13 protein-coding genes and 1 pseudogene are annotated in these 16,582 nt (G+C 70.2%); 9 read left to right on the top strand and 5 right to left on the bottom strand.

Translation table 11 applies throughout. The annotated features are described in order from the left end of the window. Nucleotides 1-129 precede the first annotated feature (129 nt). Nucleotides 130-1,377, top strand: a complete 1,248-nt coding sequence (locus tag ACK1X7_RS45610) for an IS110 family transposase (protein WP_413116691.1) — start codon at nt 130-132, stop codon at nt 1,375-1,377. A gap of 123 nt (nt 1,378-1,500) precedes the next feature. Here the strand turns inward: ACK1X7_RS45610 and ACK1X7_RS45605 are convergent, their stop codons facing one another. The 3 genes from ACK1X7_RS45605 to ACK1X7_RS45595 are packed head-to-tail and all read right to left on the bottom strand — an operon-like array spanning nt 1,501 to nt 3,636. After that, nucleotides 1,501-2,370 carry an ABC transporter permease gene (locus ACK1X7_RS45605; protein ID WP_390792249.1) on the bottom strand — a complete coding sequence of 290 codons (870 nt, stop codon included), beginning with the start codon at nt 2,368-2,370 and terminating at the stop codon, nt 1,501-1,503. Then, the gene (locus ACK1X7_RS45600; RefSeq protein ID WP_413116690.1) at nt 2,330-3,184 is read right to left on the bottom strand and encodes an ATP-binding cassette domain-containing protein; all 855 of its coding nucleotides are present in this window, start codon (nt 3,182-3,184) and stop codon (nt 2,330-2,332) included. The genes ACK1X7_RS45605 and ACK1X7_RS45600 overlap by 41 nt, the downstream gene beginning before the upstream one ends. Then, complete coding sequence (locus ACK1X7_RS45595; protein WP_385157724.1) at nt 3,181-3,636, bottom strand: MarR family winged helix-turn-helix transcriptional regulator; 456 nt, start codon at nt 3,634-3,636, stop codon at nt 3,181-3,183. Before ACK1X7_RS45595 ends, ACK1X7_RS45600 begins: the two co-directional genes overlap by 4 nt. 149 nt (nt 3,637-3,785) lie before the next feature. On the opposite strand from ACK1X7_RS45595, the gene ACK1X7_RS45590 reads away from it, so the two are divergent. From ACK1X7_RS45590 to ACK1X7_RS45555, 8 genes and pseudogenes are all read left to right on the top strand, one after another. After that, nucleotides 3,786-5,810: an alpha-L-arabinofuranosidase C-terminal domain-containing protein gene (locus ACK1X7_RS45590; protein WP_413116689.1), complete on the top strand. Its 2,025-nt coding sequence runs from the start codon at nt 3,786-3,788 to the stop codon at nt 5,808-5,810. Beyond that, nucleotides 5,803-6,270: a DUF6924 domain-containing protein gene (locus tag ACK1X7_RS45585; protein ID WP_385157730.1), complete on the top strand. Its 468-nt coding sequence runs from the start codon at nt 5,803-5,805 to the stop codon at nt 6,268-6,270. Before ACK1X7_RS45590 ends, ACK1X7_RS45585 begins: the two co-directional genes overlap by 8 nt. A gap of 473 nt (nt 6,271-6,743) precedes the next feature. Next, on the top strand, nt 6,744-7,475 hold the full coding sequence (locus ACK1X7_RS45580) for a GntR family transcriptional regulator (protein ID WP_413116688.1): 732 nt from the start codon (nt 6,744-6,746) through the stop codon (nt 7,473-7,475). Between the two features lie 139 nt (nt 7,476-7,614). Next, nucleotides 7,615-8,694 (top strand): ABC transporter substrate-binding protein, encoded by a 1,080-nt coding sequence (locus ACK1X7_RS45575; protein WP_398160829.1) that lies wholly within the window; start codon nt 7,615-7,617, stop codon nt 8,692-8,694. Next, nucleotides 8,694-9,860 (top strand): ABC transporter ATP-binding protein, encoded by a 1,167-nt coding sequence (locus tag ACK1X7_RS45570; RefSeq protein ID WP_413116687.1) that lies wholly within the window; start codon nt 8,694-8,696, stop codon nt 9,858-9,860. The genes ACK1X7_RS45575 and ACK1X7_RS45570 overlap by 1 nt, the downstream gene beginning before the upstream one ends. After that, on the top strand, nt 9,821-10,744 hold the full coding sequence (locus ACK1X7_RS45565; RefSeq protein ID WP_413116686.1) for an ABC transporter permease: 924 nt from the start codon (nt 9,821-9,823) through the stop codon (nt 10,742-10,744). The genes ACK1X7_RS45570 and ACK1X7_RS45565 overlap by 40 nt, the downstream gene beginning before the upstream one ends. Beyond that, on the top strand, nt 10,741-11,628 hold the full coding sequence (locus ACK1X7_RS45560) for an ABC transporter permease (RefSeq protein ID WP_385154333.1): 888 nt from the start codon (nt 10,741-10,743) through the stop codon (nt 11,626-11,628). The genes ACK1X7_RS45565 and ACK1X7_RS45560 overlap by 4 nt, the downstream gene beginning before the upstream one ends. Nucleotides 11,629-11,646: 18 nt before the next feature. Next, nucleotides 11,647-12,834 (top strand): annotated as a pseudogene (locus tag ACK1X7_RS45555) (NAD(P)/FAD-dependent oxidoreductase); the annotation flags it as partial. Nucleotides 12,835-12,943: 109 nt separating this feature from the next. On the opposite strand, the gene ACK1X7_RS45550 reads toward ACK1X7_RS45555, so the two are convergent. Together ACK1X7_RS45550 and ACK1X7_RS45545 are read right to left on the bottom strand one after the other, a co-directional pair. Continuing rightward, nucleotides 12,944-14,158, bottom strand: coding sequence for an SGNH/GDSL hydrolase family protein (locus tag ACK1X7_RS45550; protein WP_413116685.1), 1,215 nt, complete (start codon nt 14,156-14,158; stop codon nt 12,944-12,946). After that, nucleotides 14,155-16,578, bottom strand: coding sequence for a glycosyl hydrolase family 95 catalytic domain-containing protein (locus ACK1X7_RS45545; RefSeq protein WP_413116684.1), 2,424 nt, complete (start codon nt 16,576-16,578; stop codon nt 14,155-14,157). Before ACK1X7_RS45545 ends, ACK1X7_RS45550 begins: the two co-directional genes overlap by 4 nt. Nucleotides 16,579-16,582: the final 4 nt, after the last annotated feature.

Here is a 16,582-nt window from a genome sequence, read left to right as displayed (position 1 = left end):
AGACGGAGGCCCCTGCGGTCCGCTGGTGCCACGAACGGCTGGCGAGATGGCGGACCGACGAGTCCTGGGATTAGGTCGCCGCGTGGCCCGCACAGGCTTTTCACCTGCGCGAACCACAACGGAACGGAGATGGATGTGACAGTGTTCTGCGGCATCGACTGGGCCGAGGACCACCACGATGTCGCCCTGGTCGACGAGGCGGGCACCCTGCTCGCCAAGCGCCGCATCAGCGACGACGCGGACGGCTACCGCCTGCTGCTCGACCTGCTCGCCGAGTACGGCGACACCTCCGAGGCCCCGATACCGGTGGCCATCGAGACCTCGCGCGGACTGCTGGTCGCCGTCCTGCAAGCGGGCCGGCGGCCGATCTACGCGATCAACCCACTGGCCGCCGCACGCTACCGCGACCGCCACGGCGTGAGCCGCAAGAAGTCCGACCCCGGCGACGCGCTGGTCCTGGCGAACATCCTGCGCACCGACATGCACGCCCACCGGCCCCTGCCCGCCGACTCCGACCACGCCCGCGCCATCGCCGTTCTCGCCCGCGCCCAGCAGGACGCGGTCTGGAACCGCCAGCAGCTCGTCAACCAGGTCCGCTCGCTGCTGCGCGAGTACTACCCGGCCGCCCTGGACGCCTTCCTCGGCAAGCAGCACGGCCTGGCCCGCGCGGAGGCCCGTGCCGTCCTGGCCACCGCTCCGACCCCGGCCAGAGCCGCCCGTCTCAACCTCACCCAACTGCGGTCCGCGCTCAAGCGAGCCGGCCGTCAGCGGGGAATCGATGCCGAGGCCGAGCGCCTGCGTTCCGTCTTCCGCACTGAGCACGCACGCCAGCCCAAAGCTGTCGAGGATGCCTTCGGAATCCAACTCCTGGCTCTCATAAAGCAGTTGGATGCGGCCTGCGTGGCGGCCGACGAGCTTGCCGAGGCGGTGGAGGTCCATTTTCGCCAGCACCCGGATGCTGAGATCCTTCTCAGCTTCCCCGGCCTCGGGGTCCAGCTCGGCGCCCGGGTGCTCGCCGAGATCGGTGACGACCGCACCCGCTTCGCCGACGCCCGTGCACTGAAGGCATACTCCGGGTCCGCGCCGGTCACCCGCGCCTCCGGCAAGAAGCGCTACGTCGGACGCCGCTACATCAAGAACAACCGCCTCATCGCCGCCGGCTTCCTCTGGGCACTCCCCGCCATGCGGGTTTCGCCCGGAGCCAACGCCCACTACAAGCACCGACGCGAGCGTGGGGACTGGCACGCCGGGGCCCAGCGGCACCTGTTCAACCGGATGATCGGACAGCTCTACCACTGCCTGCAGAGCCGACAGCTCTCCGACGAGCAACACGCGTTCACCTCCGGTCCTTCAGTGGCTCTGGCCACGGCGGCTTGACTTGTTACGCACGCGAGATGTCTCTCGTGCTCGTAGGGCCCGGTGGCCGCTGTCCCGACGACGGTACGGTGCGGATCCGTTCCAGCGCACACCGCGCTACGGCACCCCCGCACACCGCCCGGGTCAGCGCGCCAGCCGCCCCAGCAGCGAGGAGGCCGCCGTGATACCGGCCGCGGCGGCCAGGACCAGGACGCCGTAGTCGAGTGCGAGATGGTGTGGAGTGCCCAGCAACAATCCACGCAAGGCATCGACCTGGTAGCTCAGCGGATTGGCGGTGCTGACGGCCTGGAGCCAGCCGGGCATGAGCGCCACCGGGTACAGCGCGTTGGAGCCGAAGAACAGCGGCATGGTGATGGCCTGCCCGATGCCCATCAGCCGGTCGCGGGTCAGCACGATTCCGGCGATGGTCATCGACAGGCAGGAGAAGAAGGCCGAGCCCAGGATCACCGCGACGGCCACCCCGAGGAGCCGCAGCGGATTCCAGGTCAGCGCCACTCCGAGCAGCGCCGCGATGACGATCACCACGACCGCCTGGATCAGCGCCTTCACCCCGGAGGCGAATGCCTTGCCGGTGATCAGGGCGGCCCGCGGGGTGGGGGTGACCAGCAGTTTGGTGAGGATACCGGCGTCCCGCTCCCAGATGATCTGGATCCCGTAGAAGATGGCGATGAACATCGCGGACTGGGCGATGATGCCAGGCGCGAGATAGTCGATGTACGGCGTGCCGCCCGTCGGTATGGCCTTGAGCCGGGTGAAGGTCTCGCCGAAGATCAGCAGCCAGAGGGCGGGCTGGACCGCCCGGGTGTACAGCTCGGTGCGGTCGTGCCGCAGCTTCTGGAGCTCGACCACGCACATGGCGATGACCCGCGCGGGCAGCACCCGCCAGCCGGTGCGGGCGCGCGGCGGGGTCAGCAGCGGATCGGGCCGTCCGTCCGGGACGAGCCCGGCGGCATCAGCCGACCCGGGACGCGGTGCGACGGGTGCTTCGGACATCGCGGAAATCTCCTCCCTGCTCGTCGAGGCCACTTCCGGCGACGTCCCGGAAGACGTCCTCCAGGGTCGGCTTCGGATCGGCCTCGCCCTCCGCCCGACGGCGGCCGGCCAGCTCGGAGCGGAGCTCGCCGGGCGTGCCGAGTGCGTGGATCCGGCCGCGGTGCATCAGCGCGACCCGGTCGCAGTACTGGTCGGCCTCGTCCATGTAGTGCGTGGTGACCAGCACGGTCATCCCGGTGGCCGCCCGTACCGCGTTGATGTGCTCCCAGACGCTGGTCCGGGCGATCGGGTCCAGGCCGATCGTCGGCTCGTCCAACATCAGCAGCCGGGGCGCGCTGACCAGGGCCTGGGCCAGCTCCAGGCGGCGGACCATGCCGCCGGAGTACATTTTGGCGAGCCGGTCGGCCGCCGGGGTGAGGTCCACCGCCGCCAGCACCCGCGCCACGCGGTCGGCCCGCTCCCGGCGGGTGACGTCGAAGACGCGGGCGAACAGCTCCACGTTCTCCCGGCCGGTGAGCCCGGCATCGGCGGAGAGCTGCTGCGGTACGTAGCCCAGCAGCCGGCGGACGGCCATCCGCTCCTTCGCCGCGTCGTGCCCGAACACCCGCACCATCCCGGTGGGGACCGGCAGCAGTGTGGTGATGCAGCGGATCGCGGTGGTCTTGCCCGCTCCGTTGGGTCCGAGCAGCCCGAAGACCTCGCCCGCCCGGACCGACAGCGCCAGGTCGTCGACCGCCTTGGTCTCCCCGAACGCGTACCGCAGGCCCTCGCAGACGAGCGCGACCGGAGCCGTGCTTTCCGGGGCGTCGGTCATATCCCTTCCACCTCCTCATGAAGGTTCTCGGCCAGCTTGCGCAGCGCCGGAACGGCCGCGGCCAGCGCCGCCCGCTCGCTCTCGGACAGCCGCGCCACCTGCGCGCGGACCAGTGCGCCGCGCCGTGCGTGCCACTCCCGCAGCCGGGTCTCGGCGGCGGGAGTGGCAGTCAGCCGTGCGGAGCGCCGGTCCTCGGGATCGGTCTCGCGGTGCAGATAGCCCGCCTTCACGAGCTGGTTGACCAGGGTGGAGACCGAGTTGCCCGCGAGGTAGAGCTCCTTGGCCGCGGCCGACACCCGGATCCCAGGGTGGGCCATGACCAGCCGCAACAGCTCCACCTGGGCACCGCGCAGTCGCGGCTCCGTCATCCCGGCCCGCAGCCGCCGCCGGATCAGCCGCTGAACGCCGCCCAGCACATCGGCGAACGACTCGGGGAACTCCTCTGTGGCCATGTCTCCACTTTAACTCTCACTAAGAGGTAATTTTCAACACCCGGACCGGTCGAGGTCCGGCAGATCACCTCACAAGAACCACACAAGGCCATCCCCTACCGTCCCGTGCCCACGGAAACGAAGATCGTCCAGGGAACAGAGGGACCGATATGAGTGAGATACGTCGGCACGGGACAGGACGGCACGGGATAGGCCGGCGCCACTTCCTGTACGGCGCGGCCGCGGTGGCGGCCGGCGTCATGGGCGACACCGGGTGCACCCCCGACGACACACGGGGATCGGGCGGCCGGGATGGCGTGCCGGTCGTCGCCGTCGACGCCCAGCGGCGATCGTTCACGGTGAGCCCTTTCATGACCGGTGTGAACGGGGCCAAGTGGTACGACGACGCCTACGGGATGTGGGATTCGGAGCACAACCGGCCCGCCCCGGGCATCGTCGAGAAGATCAAGAAGGCCGGGGTCGGGATGATCCGGTATCCCGGCGGCACCTCCGCCAATCTCTTCAACTGGAGGGTGGCCGTCGGCCCTCAGGGGAGCAGGGGCCGTCAGATCGAGGGAAAGCAAGGCGCCACGGTCGACAGCCGGTTCGGCCCGGACGAGTACATGGCCTTCATCCGGGAGGTCGGCGCCACGCCACAGATCATGGCGCCGTTCGCCGGCTCGGCCCCCGACGAGATCGCCGACTGGGTGGCGTATATGAACGCGCCGCAGGGGACGACATGGGGAGACCTCCGGGCGCGAAACGGCCACCCCGAGCCCTACGGCGTGCGCTACTGGGAAATCGGCAACGAGCTCCACGGAGAGAACCAGCGCTACTGGATGAGCGCCGATGACGACAAGGCGATGCGGCAGTACGCCTTCGGGGGCACCCAGCGGCAGAAGCGCCAGCATGTCGGGACACCCACCGACCACCGGCCCTCCGCCGCGGTCAGCAACGGACAGCCCCACCAGAGCTTCACCGTCTGGTACCCGCCCGTCGTGCCCAAGAGCCAGACCATCCGCGTCGGAGACACCACTTGGCGCGAGGTCGCCGATCTCGCCTCGGCGGGGGCGGACGACCCCGTCTACACCTTCGACCCGCGCAGCGGCGGTATCCGCTTCGGCGACGGTCGGCACGGGAAGATCCCGCAGCAGGGCGCGAAGATCACCGCCGATTACGACTCCGGGCCACACGCCGGTTTCGTCGACTACTACACGAAGATGAAGGCGGTGGATCCCTCCATCGACGTCCTCGCCATCTGGGCGCCCATCGAGGCGGGGAAGCTGGTGGAGGGGCAGAGCTTCCCCGAGTTCCTGGCCGAGCACGGCCACGCGGACAAGTACGACGGCATGGCCATCCACCCGTACACCAACTTCCCGCGCGATCTGAAGGTCACGAGCTTCCCCGACAAGCGGGCCGGACACGACTACCAGATGCTCGGCGACGCGGCCGCCGCCACGATGGTCTCCGACCTCACCGCACAGGTGCGCAAACACGGCAAGGACGACGCCTATATCGCCGTCTCCGAATGCGGCGCCCTCTTCTTCGGAGGGGAACGCGAAGCCGATGCGTATCCCGAGTACTCCTATGCCATGTCGCACGCCCTCTATATGGCCTCCCAGTGGGCCCGGTTCGCCGACCTCGGCGTCCGCTGGACCGCGAGCAACGACCTGATCGGGGAGAAGCCAGGGCTGTCGCGCACCCTCTTCGGAGGCGCGCCGAGCTTCGTCGCCACCCCCGACGCGATCGTGCGCGAGCAGGTCAGCGACTTCTTCCACGGTGGCGGACACGTCGTGGCCAGCGAGGTGAAGGACAACGCCGAGGTTTCCACCCGGGAGACACCGCTGGGCTCGTCCTACGAGGCACTGGTGACGCATGCCACCGTCGACAAGGACGGAACTCTCAACCTTCTCGTCGTCAACCGCTCACCGGACGACGACATCAAGTCCCGGGTGGAGCCGGTAGGTTTCCGGCATGCCACGACGGTCGACGTGTCCGTGGTGGCGGGCCGGACCTACCACGACTTCAACAACGCCGAACACCCCGACGCCGTCACCATCGAAAGGTCTCGTGTCACGGCCCACGGCACCTCCCTGACCTGCACGTTCCCAGCACACTCGGTCACGCTGCTGCGCTTCCCACCGGAAGAGGCAGGAGCGACATCGAGCGATGAGAAAAGGACTTCCCATGCGTGACCCCGCCATGCCACCGGCCATCGATTTCACCCATCACGACTTCGAACCCGAAGCCCTTGTCGTGCGCACGGACTACTCGGACGACGCGGCGTGGCGGACCGTCGTCGACCTGCTCAACCAGCCCGACGACAACGGCTTCGAGGTGCGCACCTTCCTGGTCGACGACCGTGCGTTCGCCGGGGCGAGTCCGGATGACGTGAGATCCGCTGCCGCCGCCGAACCCGCGCTCGAAGTCGTGTTCTTGGCCGATGCCGCCACCATGACCGGCGACCACCCCCTGCTCGCGGTTTCGACCAGAAGCCAGGAGCTGGAGGACGGAGACATGAAGCTCGACCGCGAATTCCGGCTGGCGCCTCCGGAGGTCAATTTGATGCACGTGAACCTGGCCATCGGACATATGGACTTCTGGGAATTCGCCTATCACGCGGCACTCGCCGCGGATGGCGTCCTCCGCCTGTGAGCCGAACCCGGTGAAGAACACCGTCGACCCGGACGGCGTGTTCCAGGGGATTCCCCTGCCGACGGCGGCGCGCCGCGCGCTGAGCCCCAGGTGACGCGGGACCGGCTGTCCCTGGCAAGCGGCTGACACCAGCGCCCGCCCCACTCCCACGGCCCGGACGGTCGACCGCCCGGGCCGCCACCACCGCGTCGAACCGCTCCAGTACCACCGCCCCTCGGACCGTGCGGTGTTCCAGCCCCGCCCCTGCGACGTCGGCTCCGTCCACATCGCCCTCACCGTGGACGACATCGACGCCATCCTCGCCCAGGCGGCCCCGACCGGATGGGAAGCCGCTGACGAGGCGCCGAAGGGCGCGTCACCAGCGCGTTGCGGAGAGATTTCCCGCCGTGTCCGGTGAGGAGGATGCGTTACGGCCCTACGTCATATCCATCCAACGTATTGACATAGCAATTGGTTGAGATCACTCTCTTCGCATGGCCGAACGTGACCTCCCGCTGTACGAGCAGATCCGCAGGGAGCTGGAGGGAAACATCCGGGACGGCCGGTGGACACCCGGGACCCGGGTGCCCACCGAAGCCGAGCTCGGAGAACGGTTCGGCGTCTCGCGAATCACCGTGCAGCGCGCGCTGCGCGACCTCGCGGACGCCGGGCTGGTCGTCCGGTACCGCAGGCACGGCACGTTTGTCGCACAGACCACCGACGAGGAGAATCTGCTCCGCTCCGCGGGCGTGCTGACCAGCGGCCCGGAAACCCACGGCGACCACCGGGTGATCAGCGCCAAGGTCCTGCCCGCGGGCGGCGCGGCCCTGCGGCTGCCCGGCCTGGACGACAATGAAGCCGTCGTACAACTCGATCGCCACAAGCTGAGCGCGGACGGCAGCCGCGTGACCGGCACGGAGCTCGCCGTGCTGCCCTTCCGGTTCGCCCCCGACCTCCTGGACCAGGACCTGGTCACCGTCACGAGCCATATGTATCTCCGCGACCGCGGAGTGCCCCTGCAACGCTCACGGCTCTATGTGGAGCCGTACGCCCTGGACGAGGAGCACGCCGAGGTCTTCGGCCTGAAACCGGGTACCGCGGTCTTCCGCTGGCTGCGCGTCACCTGGGCGGAGAACGACGAGGTGGTCGAACACCTCGAAATCATCCTGCCGACCGACACGTCCCGCTTCTACGTGGAGACCTCGCTCCCCGGCCCGCTCGGCTGACCCCGCACGCCCCCGTACCTCTCACCTTCCTCGTCCCCTCGTGCACCGCGCCAGGCCCGGTCCCCCATCGCTTCACCCTCCCTCCCGCCTCCTCCGGTCGCGGGAACGGCACTTCCATCCCTCATCGCAGGAGGTAGCCATGGATTCCCCCCGATCAGCCCTGCCCGCCCTGTGTGCCGTGTCCAGTGCCCTCGCGCTCACCGTCGCCCTCACCGGCTGTGGCTCGCCCAATCCCGCCGCCGGTGGCGGCAAGGGGGGCGCCCTGGTGGTGGCCGGCTACGGCGGCTCGTTCGAGACGGCGTTCCGCGACTCGGTGCTGCCCGCGTTCGAGCAGAGTTGCGGCTGCAAGGTCACCTATCTCCCCGGCTCCTCCACCGACACCGTCGCCAAGCTCAAGGCGCAGCGCGCCAATCCGCAGATCGACGTCGCGCTGGTGGACGACGGCCCTCAGGCGCAGGCGCTGGAGGCGGGACTGCTCGCGTCGATCGACACCAAGGTGGTGCCGGTGGACGATGTGGTGCCGATCGCCCGGATGGAGAACGACTCGGGGGTGGGGTTCGGGCTGACGGCCACGGGCATCGCCTACAACCCCGAGTGGTTCGAGGATCACGGCATCCCCAAGCCCACCACCTGGGAGGATCTGGCCAACCCCAAGCTGAAGGACAAGGTGGTCCTCCCGTCGATCACCAACACCTATGGGGTGGGGCTGCTGGTGGGCGCGTCCAAGGCGAACGGCGGCTCGGAGAAGGACGTCGACCCCGGCCTGACGGCGGTCAAGAAGATCGCCGAGAACGCGGCGACGTTCGACATCACCGCCGATGTGTCCAACTACTTCCTCCAGGGCCAGGCCGCCGCCTCGGTGTGGGGGGTGTCGCGGACCTCGACACTCGCGGAGAAGGACTTCCCGATCGAGTTCGCCTATCCGAAGGGCGGTGCCATCGGCCTGGTGACCACGGCGAACGTGGTGAAGAAGGCACCGCATGAGGAGGTGGCCCAGAAGTTCGTCGCCCATCTGCTGGAGCCGTCCGTCCAGCGGGCGCTGGCCAAGGCGACGTACGACGGCTCGGTGGTCCGGGGCGTCAAGGAGGATCCCGCCCTGAAGAACAAGGTGGTCAGCGCCGACAAGGCCAACTCCTTGCTGAGGCTCGACTGGAAGACCATCAACAAGAACCGCTCCGCCTGGACCGACCAGTGGAACAAGCAGGTGGAGAGCAAGTGATGGCGGGGACGGAAACCGTGGGCGAGGAGGCCGCCCCGGCCGTGCCGGACACCGCCGCACGGGCCGGGAGCACCCGCGGGCGGCTGGTCCTCGAGGGAATCCACAAGGCGCTGGGCGGCAAGGAGGTCATACGGGGTATCGACCTGACGATGGAGCCCGGGGAGTTCCTCACCCTGCTCGGTCCGTCGGGATGCGGCAAGAGCACCACGCTGAACATGGTGGCGGGCCATCTGCTGCCCGACTCCGGCGTGGTGGAGGTGGACGGCCGCGACATCACCCACCTCCCCGCGAACCGGCGGGCCATGGGCATGGTCTTCCAGTCCTACGCCCTGTTCCCGCATATGACGGTGGCGGAGAACATCGCGTTCGGCCTGCGGATGCGCAAGGTCTCGGCCGCCCAGCGCAGGCGCAGGGCGGCCGAGGCCCTGGAGCTGGTGGGGCTCGACGGCATGGGTGAGCGCTATCCGCGTCAGCTCTCCGGCGGGCAGCGCCAGCGCACGGCCCTGGCCAGGGCGCTGATCGTGGAACCCGACCTGCTGCTGCTCGACGAGCCGTTCTCCAACCTCGACGCCCAGCTCAGGGTGCGGCTGCGCGAGGAGGTCGCCGCCCTCCAGCGACGGGTGGGCACCACCACGATTCTGGTCACCCACGATCAGGACGAGGCGCTCGCGGTGTCGGACCGGATCGCGGTGATGGCCGAGGGGACGATCCATCAACTGGACGCCCCGGAGACCGTGTATCTGCGTCCGGCCACGGACTTCGTGGCGCAGTTCGTCGGCGAGGTCAATGTGCTCGATGGGATCGCGGCGGGGGTGGCCGCCGAGGGGCACCGCTGCCGCATCGGCGACACGCATCTCGTCACGGCGACACCGGTCGGCACCGCGCCGGGCGACGGCGAGGCGGTACGGCTCTATGTGCGGCCGGAGGCGGTGCGGGTGCTGGCCGTATCCGAGGGCGTACCACCGGCCGATACGACGGCGGAGCCGGGGCTTCCCGGCACCGTCGAGGCCACCCGCTTCCTCGGCACCCGGATCCGCTGCGTCGTGGCCACGGCCGCGGGACGCGTCGAGGCCACGCTGCCGTTCGGTTCCGAGGTGCCCAGGCTGGGCGAGGAGGTGATCTGCGCATGGCAGCCACAGCACGCATCGCTGACGGCCCGGCCCTGAGGCCCGACGGCGCCGCGCCGACCCCGAAGGTTCCCCGGCATGGCAGGGCGCGCGGCTCCTGGCGCACCGGTCTGCTGCTGGCCTCCCCCGCCATGGCCGTGCTCGCCCTGCTCTTCATCGCACCGCTGTTCATGCTGGTGTACAACAGCTTCCGCACCCAGGCGGGCGATCCCACACTCCAGAACTACACACGGTTCCTCGGGGACTCCTTCTACCGGGACGTGCTGTGGCACACCTTGTGGATCGGCGCGCTGACCACCCTCGGCTGCCTCGCCGTGGGCTACCCGTTCGCCGTCTATCTGCGCGGACGCTCGCCCAGGGCGCGCAACTACCTCTCCCTCGTGCTGCTGTCGCCACTGCTCATCTCCATGGTGACCAGGGCGTACGGGTGGCTGGTGCTGCTCGGGCCGAAGGGGCCGATCGCGGACGGGTTCCACGCCGTCGGCCTGGAGGCGCCGAAGATGCTGTACAACGACACCGCGGTCGTCGTCGGCATGGTGCATGTGATGCTCGCCTATATGGTGCTCCCGCTGATGGGCAGCCTGGACCGGATCGACCCGGCCCTCACGCCCGCGGCCAAGGGGCTGGGGGCGAGCGGCTGGACATGCTTCTGGCGGATCACCGTCCCGCTGTCCCTGCCGGGGATGCTCGCCGGTTCGCTGATCGTGTTCAGCCTGACCGTCTCCAGCTTCGTCACCCCGGCGATTCTGGGCGGGCCCACGGTGAAGCTGATGCCGTACTTCGTCTACACCGAGGCGACGTCCAATCTGAACTGGCCGTACGCGGCGGCGATCGGCTTCGTGCTGATCGTGGTGACGACGATTCTGACGGCCGTGTACGCCCGGCTGCTGCGCGGGCGTGGCGGCAAGGAGGTGTTCGCGTGAACACGGCAACGGCAACCCGCGCATCGGCGAGGACCAAGGCGGCGGCCGGGGCCGGGGGCAAGCCGGTCCCCGTGGGCGTGGGCGAGCGCGCGAGGCGTCCGCTCGGGGCCGCGTTCGCCGCGCTCGTCGGGCTGTTCCTGCTGGCGCCCGTGCTGGTGACCATCGCCTCGTCGCTCACCACGACCAGCTATGTCACCTTCCCGCCCAAGGGGCTGACCCTGCACTGGTACGCGGAGCTGCTGAACCGCCCCGAGTTCCTGGATTCCTTCCTGCTCAGCATCGGTGTGGCGGCGGGTGCGGCCGTGGTGTCCACGGCGCTCGGGCTCGCGGCCGGGCTGGCCATCCACCGCTACCCGTTCCCGGGAAAGTCGGTGCTGGACAGGCTGTTCTCCAGCGCGTTCGCCGTGCCGACGATCGTGCTCGGCATCGGGCTGCTCCAGTGGTACGCCCAGCTCGGCATGGCGTCCAGCCCGCTCACCCTGCTGCTGGCACACCTGGTGCTGACCGTCCCGTACACGGTGCGCCTGGTCCTGGCCGGACTCGCCGGGCTCGACCGGTCGGCGGAGCTGGCCGCCGCCGGTCTGGGCGCCAAGGCGCCGCAGGTGTTCTGGCATGTGACCCTGCCCGCGGTACGCGGGCCGCTGATCGCGGGGGCGTTCTTCGCCCTGATCACGTCCTTCGACGATCTGACGATCGCGCTGTTCGTGGTGACCACGGACATGCAGACCCTGCCGGTGCGGATCTTCAACTACCTCCAGTACAACTACGACCCGACCGTGACCGCCGTCGGCACCGTGATGGTGCTTTTCGCCGCGGTGGCCGTCGTCATCATCGAGCGCGTCGTCGGCGTCGCTCATCTCTTCGGGGCCGACCCCGAGCGGTGACCCCGTGCAGCGACCTCGTGTACTGACCCCGTGCTAAGGAGGATTCCCGTGCGAGTTGTGGTCATCGGAGCCGGAGTGGTGGGCGCGGCCGTGGCGGCGGAACTGGCCGCGCGTGGCGCCCGGGTCACCGTGCTCGAGGCGGATCACCCCGGAGCGGGCACCACCGCGAACTCGTTCGCCTGGATCAACAGCGCGAACAAGGAGCCGGAGCCGTACTTCGCGCTCAATCACGCCGGTATGCGCGCCCACGACGCGTTGGCCGGGGACGGCGCGCCGTGGTTCTTCCCCGCCGGGAACCTGGAGTGGGCGGTGACGGACCGGCACAAGGAGGTGCTGGCCGAGCGGGTGGCGCGGCTGACGGCCAGGGACTACCCGGTGGAGTGGATCACCGCGGAAGAGGCCGGAAAGCTGGAGCCGGACCTCGCGGCGACGCCCTCACACGCCGTGTTCGCCTTCTTCCCCGAGGAGGCGTACACACTGCCCGTACTGCTGCTGTCCCGGCTGCTGGGCGGGGCCAGGGACCGGGGCGTGAGGGTGGTCGGCGGCGCCAGGGTGACCGCGATCGAGCACGGTCCGGCGGGTACGGCCGTGGTCTGCGCCGACGGCGGGCGCTACCCGGCGGACACGGTGGTGAGCTGCGCGGGCCGGTGGACACGGAAAGTGGCCGGGCTGGCCGGTGCGCACGTCCCCATGGCGGACCCGGATCTCGCGGGCTCGGCGACGGTCGGCTTCCTCGCCACCACCGCACCGACGGCCGCGCGCCTGTCCCGCGTGCTGACCGGCCCACGGCTCAACGTCCGCCCCGACGGCGGTGGCCGTCTGCTGCTCCAGGCCCTGGACCTGGACGTGTCCGCGGACCCCGCCAGGTCGTACGCGCCCGATGGTGAGATCGCCACCGACATGCTGGCCCGTCTGCCCGAGGTGCTGAACGCCGCCGAGGGCACCGTCGTGGAGAAGGTCCGGGTCGGGCAACGCGCCATGCCGGGCGACGGTTTCACGGTGGCGGGCTTCCCCGCCGCCGACGTTCCGTTCTACGTGGTGGCGACCCACAGCGGCATCACCCTGGCCCCGCTGCTCGGCCGCCTGGTCGCGGACGAGCTCTACGGCCATGAGTCCCCTCTGCTGGAGGACTTCCGGCCGGGCCGCTTCACCTCGGGCGAGGTGCTGCCCCCGCCGCCTGCGGCACGCCGCCCGGGCGAGCAGTGAGACGGGCGCGCCGGTCCTCAGCGACGGCAGCGGACCGGCGCAGCCCATCGAGCCGGGTGGCCGGGCGCGGTGTTCCACCGGCCGCGCCCGGCTGTCCGGCGGCCCGTGTTCAGCCCGTGGAGCGCGGGCCGCCGGCGCAGTCGAGTGCGGTGAGGTCGACGGCGTCGGCCATCGCCTGCATCCCCTTGTCGTTGGGGTGCAGATGGTCGCCGTTGTCGAGGAACGGCAGCACCCGCTCGGGATCGTAGGGGCTGCGAAGTGCACGGTCGAAGTCGGTGACCGCGTCGAACTCGCCGCTGCTTCGGACGAAGGCGTTGATGTCCTGGCGTACCCGCTCGGCGGCCGCGTCCCATTCGGACCAGCCCTTGAAGGGGCCCACGGTGGCGCCGACCACGCACTTCCCGGCCGCGTGCGCCCGGGCGATGATCCGGCGGTAGCCGTCGATCATGTCCGTGGCGGTGACGCCGGTGTGCGCCTTGATGTCGTTGACCCCCTCGAAGAGGAACACGGTCCGCACGCCCGGGAGGGACAGGACATCGCGGTCGAGCCGGTTCAGGGCGCTCTGCCCGGCGCCGTCGGCGAGGACCTTGTTGCCCGAGATCCCCTCGTTCGCCACTCCCCTGACGCCGGTGGCCGCCTTGTCCAACCGGCGCGCGAGATAGTCGGGCCAGCGGCGGTTGAGATCGGTGGTGGACTGCCAGCCGTCGGTGATGGAGTCGCCGAGCGCCACCACGGCACCGGTGGCGGCGGATGTGCGGACGGTGGCGGCGTCGAGGTAGAACCAGGAGCCGGTGGTGTCCGTCCAGTGCGTGGCGCTCTCCTCTCCTGTGTGATCGCCCTGGGTCGTGTACGACGTCTGCATCGCCATCCCGTGGCCCGTGGCCGGACCGGACGCATCGGGGGTGTGGAGGCTGATGACCAGGTTGGTCGCGGCGGGCAGGCTGCCGGGCAGGGCGTCGCTGAATACCACCTCGCCCGCCGGGATGGTGACGGTGTGCCCGCCGCCGAAGGTCAGCCGCCGGTTGCTGCCCGGCTTCAGCTCGGCACCCGACTTCTGGACACCGGCGTAGACACTGTCGAGGGTCAGCGGCCGGTCACCGAAGGCGTTGGAGAGGCGGATGCGCAGATCGCTCCCGGCGGCGCTGGTGTGCACGACCATCCGGTAGCCGCGGTCCGGTGTCCCGTCCCCCAGGCGGTCCGCGCTCGCCGCCCAGGTGACGACGTCGTGCCGTCCGCCCGCCGCCTCGGCGGGGGTGGCATGGAGGGCGGCGGCCGCGAGCAGTGCGGCGGCCACGCCGCCGAGGGCGGCGCGGCGGGCCGTCATCGGGCGAACCCGTTCAGCGTGCGGGACTCGCCGGGCGCCAGGCGGATCGTACGGGAGGTGCCGCCGTGGGCCACTGTCGTGGTGTGGCCGCCGACGCTGTGGATCCGGACCGACGTCGGCACCCCCTGCTTCCAGCGCAGATCGACGACGAAGCCGCCCCGCGCGGCCAGTCCCGTCACCGAGCCGGAGGCGGCCCAGGCGTCCGGCAGGGCGGGGAGCAGCTCCAGGTGGCCGGGGCGCGAGTACAGCAGCATTTCGCTGATGGCGGCCGGGGTGCCGAAGTTGGCGTCGATCTGGAAGATGCCACGGCCCTTCTCGACCTCGTAGACGTCGAAGAGGTTGAACGCGGTGCCGTTGCTGCCGTCGCTGGAGGGGCGGAGGTTGTTGGCGATGAGCTGGTATGCCTTGTCGGCGTTCTTCAGCCGCGCCCAGCACAGGGCCCGCCAGGCGTTGGCCCAGCCGAAGCTGTTCATGCCGCGGGCGGTGAGCAGGGCGGTGGCCCCGTCCACGATCTCCTTCGGAGTGGAGCCGTCGGGGCGGATGCGGTCGCCGGGGAACAGGCCGATCAGGGGGGACAGATGGCGGTGGGTGGTCTCGCCGAGGTTGTCGGGAGACATCCACTCCTGGAGCCATCCGGACTTCGGGCTCACCTCCGGCAGATACAGCTTCTCGCGCAGCGAGGTGATCGTGTCCGCGTAGCCGGTGTCCTTCTTCAGCTCGGCGGCCGCGGCGGCGAAGTTGCCGAACAGCGCCCACACCAGTTCCTGGGAATAGGTGTTGCCCTTGGCGTCCTGCGGGCCGTGTTCGGGCGACCAGTCGCTGTCGTCGATCAGCACCTCCTTCGAGGTGCCGGGGAGGGTGGTGCTGATCAGCCGCGCCTCCCAGAATTCGCAGGCGCCCTTCAGCAGCGGGTAGATCTTCGCCAGATACGCCCGCGACTGGGTGTACTCGTAGTGCTCGTACAGGCTGTTGCTCAGCCAGGCGTTGCCCGCGGGATGCCACCACCAGCCGCTTCCGCCGTGGATGTTGGTGGAGAACGCCACGGCCCAGCCGCCGACCTTCCCGGTGGAGTTGCGGTAACGGTTGCGCGGGTCGTTGAAGCGGTCGTGGGTGACCTCGGTCCAGGACGGAAGCTGGGCCAGGCAGTAGTCGGCGAAGGCGTCGAAGCAGGAGGACAGGCCCGCCCGGTCGGCCATCCAGTAGTTCATCTGGATGTTGATGTCGGTGTGATAGTCGCCCATCCAGTCCGGGTCGTTGCCGTCCAGCCACAGGCCCTGGAGGTTCAGCGGAAGGCTGTCGCGCGAGCCGGAGATCATCAGGTAGCGGCTGTACTGGAGGTAGGCGGCCTCCAGTTCGGGGTCGGGCACACCGTCCCTGGCGCGTGCCGTGAGCCGCTCCCAGGTGTCCAGGGACCGCTGGGCGTCCGTGGAGGTGCCGAGGGAGAGAGTGAACTTCTCGTACCGGCCGCGGTAGTCGGCGATGTGGGTGCGCCGCAGGGTGTCCGCCGAGTGCCGGGCGGCGGCGCGGACCTTGGTGCGGGCCAGCTTCTCGGGGTCGAGGGAGGGGTCGCGGTACTCGCGCTCGGCGTCGGGCGCATAGTCGGTGCCGCCGCTGACCACCACCGTGAGGTCCGCGCAGCCGGAGAAGTCGATGCGGGTGCCGTTGACGCGGACCCGGCCGCCGCTGCCGTATGCCGTGACCGCCGCCCCGTACCGCAGGCCGTTGGGGAAGGACGCGCCGAACGACTCGGCGTTCGAGGGCGTTTCGCCGTGGGTGCCCCCCAGGGTGAGGGTGCCGGTGTAGTGGCCGCCGCCGCTCTGGGTGAAGTGCAGGACGATCGCGTCGTCGGGGTGGCTGGCGAAGACCTGGCGCCGGTAGGTGACACCGGAGCGGACGTAGGAGCTGGTGACCAGTCCCTGGGCGAGGTCGAGGGTGCGGCGGTAGCCGTTGACAGCGGACAGGTCGTGGTCGGGGATGTTCACGGTGAGCCGGGCGAGCAGGGTGAAGGAGCCGAAGTCGCCCCGGCCGTAGGGGAATTGACCGTCGGCGTCGAGGGTGTCGTTGAGGCCGCCGGTCCACATGGTGGCGTCGGTGATCAGCAGCAGTTCGCGGCCGGGGTCGTTGCTCGCGAGGGCGCCGAGGCGGCCGTTGCCGACCGGCAGGCCCTGTTCGATCAGGGAGCCCTCGTCGCCGGGGGCCCGCCACCACAGTTGGTCGTGTGCTGTGCCGGTGAGCGGCGGGGTGTCGGCCGGGCGCCGGGGGGCGGCGGAGGCGGTGAAGGCGGGCAGGGCCCCGAGGGCGGCGGTGAGTCCGGCCGTCGCCGCGAGGGACAGCGCGGTTCTTCTGCTGGGGTCGCTGCCGGGGGCTCTGCCGGGCTCTCTGCTGGGGTCACTGCCGTCGTGGGTCGGGCGGGGGTTCATGGCG

Source organism: Streptomyces sp. CY-1 (assembly GCF_047218265.1).
GTDB lineage: Bacteria > Actinomycetota > Actinomycetes > Streptomycetales > Streptomycetaceae > Streptomyces > Streptomyces niphimycinicus.
The sequence above is the reverse complement of the archived record's forward strand: the minus strand, read 5'-3'. Positions and strand labels throughout refer to the sequence as shown.

Coding starts and splice junctions, on each gene's coding strand:
- ACK1X7_RS45600 (WP_413116690.1), bottom strand. CDS start 3,184: ATGACCGACGCCCCGGAAAGCACGGCTCCGGTCGCGCTCGTCTGCGAG.
- ACK1X7_RS45605 (WP_390792249.1), bottom strand. CDS start 2,370: ATGTCCGAAGCACCCGTCGCACCGCGTCCCGGGTCGGCTGATGCCGCC.
- ACK1X7_RS45585 (WP_385157730.1), top strand. CDS start 5,803: ATGCGTGACCCCGCCATGCCACCGGCCATCGATTTCACCCATCACGAC.
- ACK1X7_RS45545 (WP_413116684.1), bottom strand. CDS start 16,578: ATGAACCCCCGCCCGACCCACGACGGCAGTGACCCCAGCAGAGAGCCC.
- ACK1X7_RS45565 (WP_413116686.1), top strand. CDS start 9,821: ATGGCAGCCACAGCACGCATCGCTGACGGCCCGGCCCTGAGGCCCGAC.
- ACK1X7_RS45590 (WP_413116689.1), top strand. CDS start 3,786: ATGAGTGAGATACGTCGGCACGGGACAGGACGGCACGGGATAGGCCGG.
- ACK1X7_RS45580 (WP_413116688.1), top strand. CDS start 6,744: ATGGCCGAACGTGACCTCCCGCTGTACGAGCAGATCCGCAGGGAGCTG.
- ACK1X7_RS45550 (WP_413116685.1), bottom strand. CDS start 14,158: ATGACGGCCCGCCGCGCCGCCCTCGGCGGCGTGGCCGCCGCACTGCTC.
- ACK1X7_RS45610 (WP_413116691.1), top strand. CDS start 130: ATGGATGTGACAGTGTTCTGCGGCATCGACTGGGCCGAGGACCACCAC.
- ACK1X7_RS45575 (WP_398160829.1), top strand. CDS start 7,615: ATGGATTCCCCCCGATCAGCCCTGCCCGCCCTGTGTGCCGTGTCCAGT.
- ACK1X7_RS45570 (WP_413116687.1), top strand. CDS start 8,694: ATGGCGGGGACGGAAACCGTGGGCGAGGAGGCCGCCCCGGCCGTGCCG.
- ACK1X7_RS45595 (WP_385157724.1), bottom strand. CDS start 3,636: ATGGCCACAGAGGAGTTCCCCGAGTCGTTCGCCGATGTGCTGGGCGGC.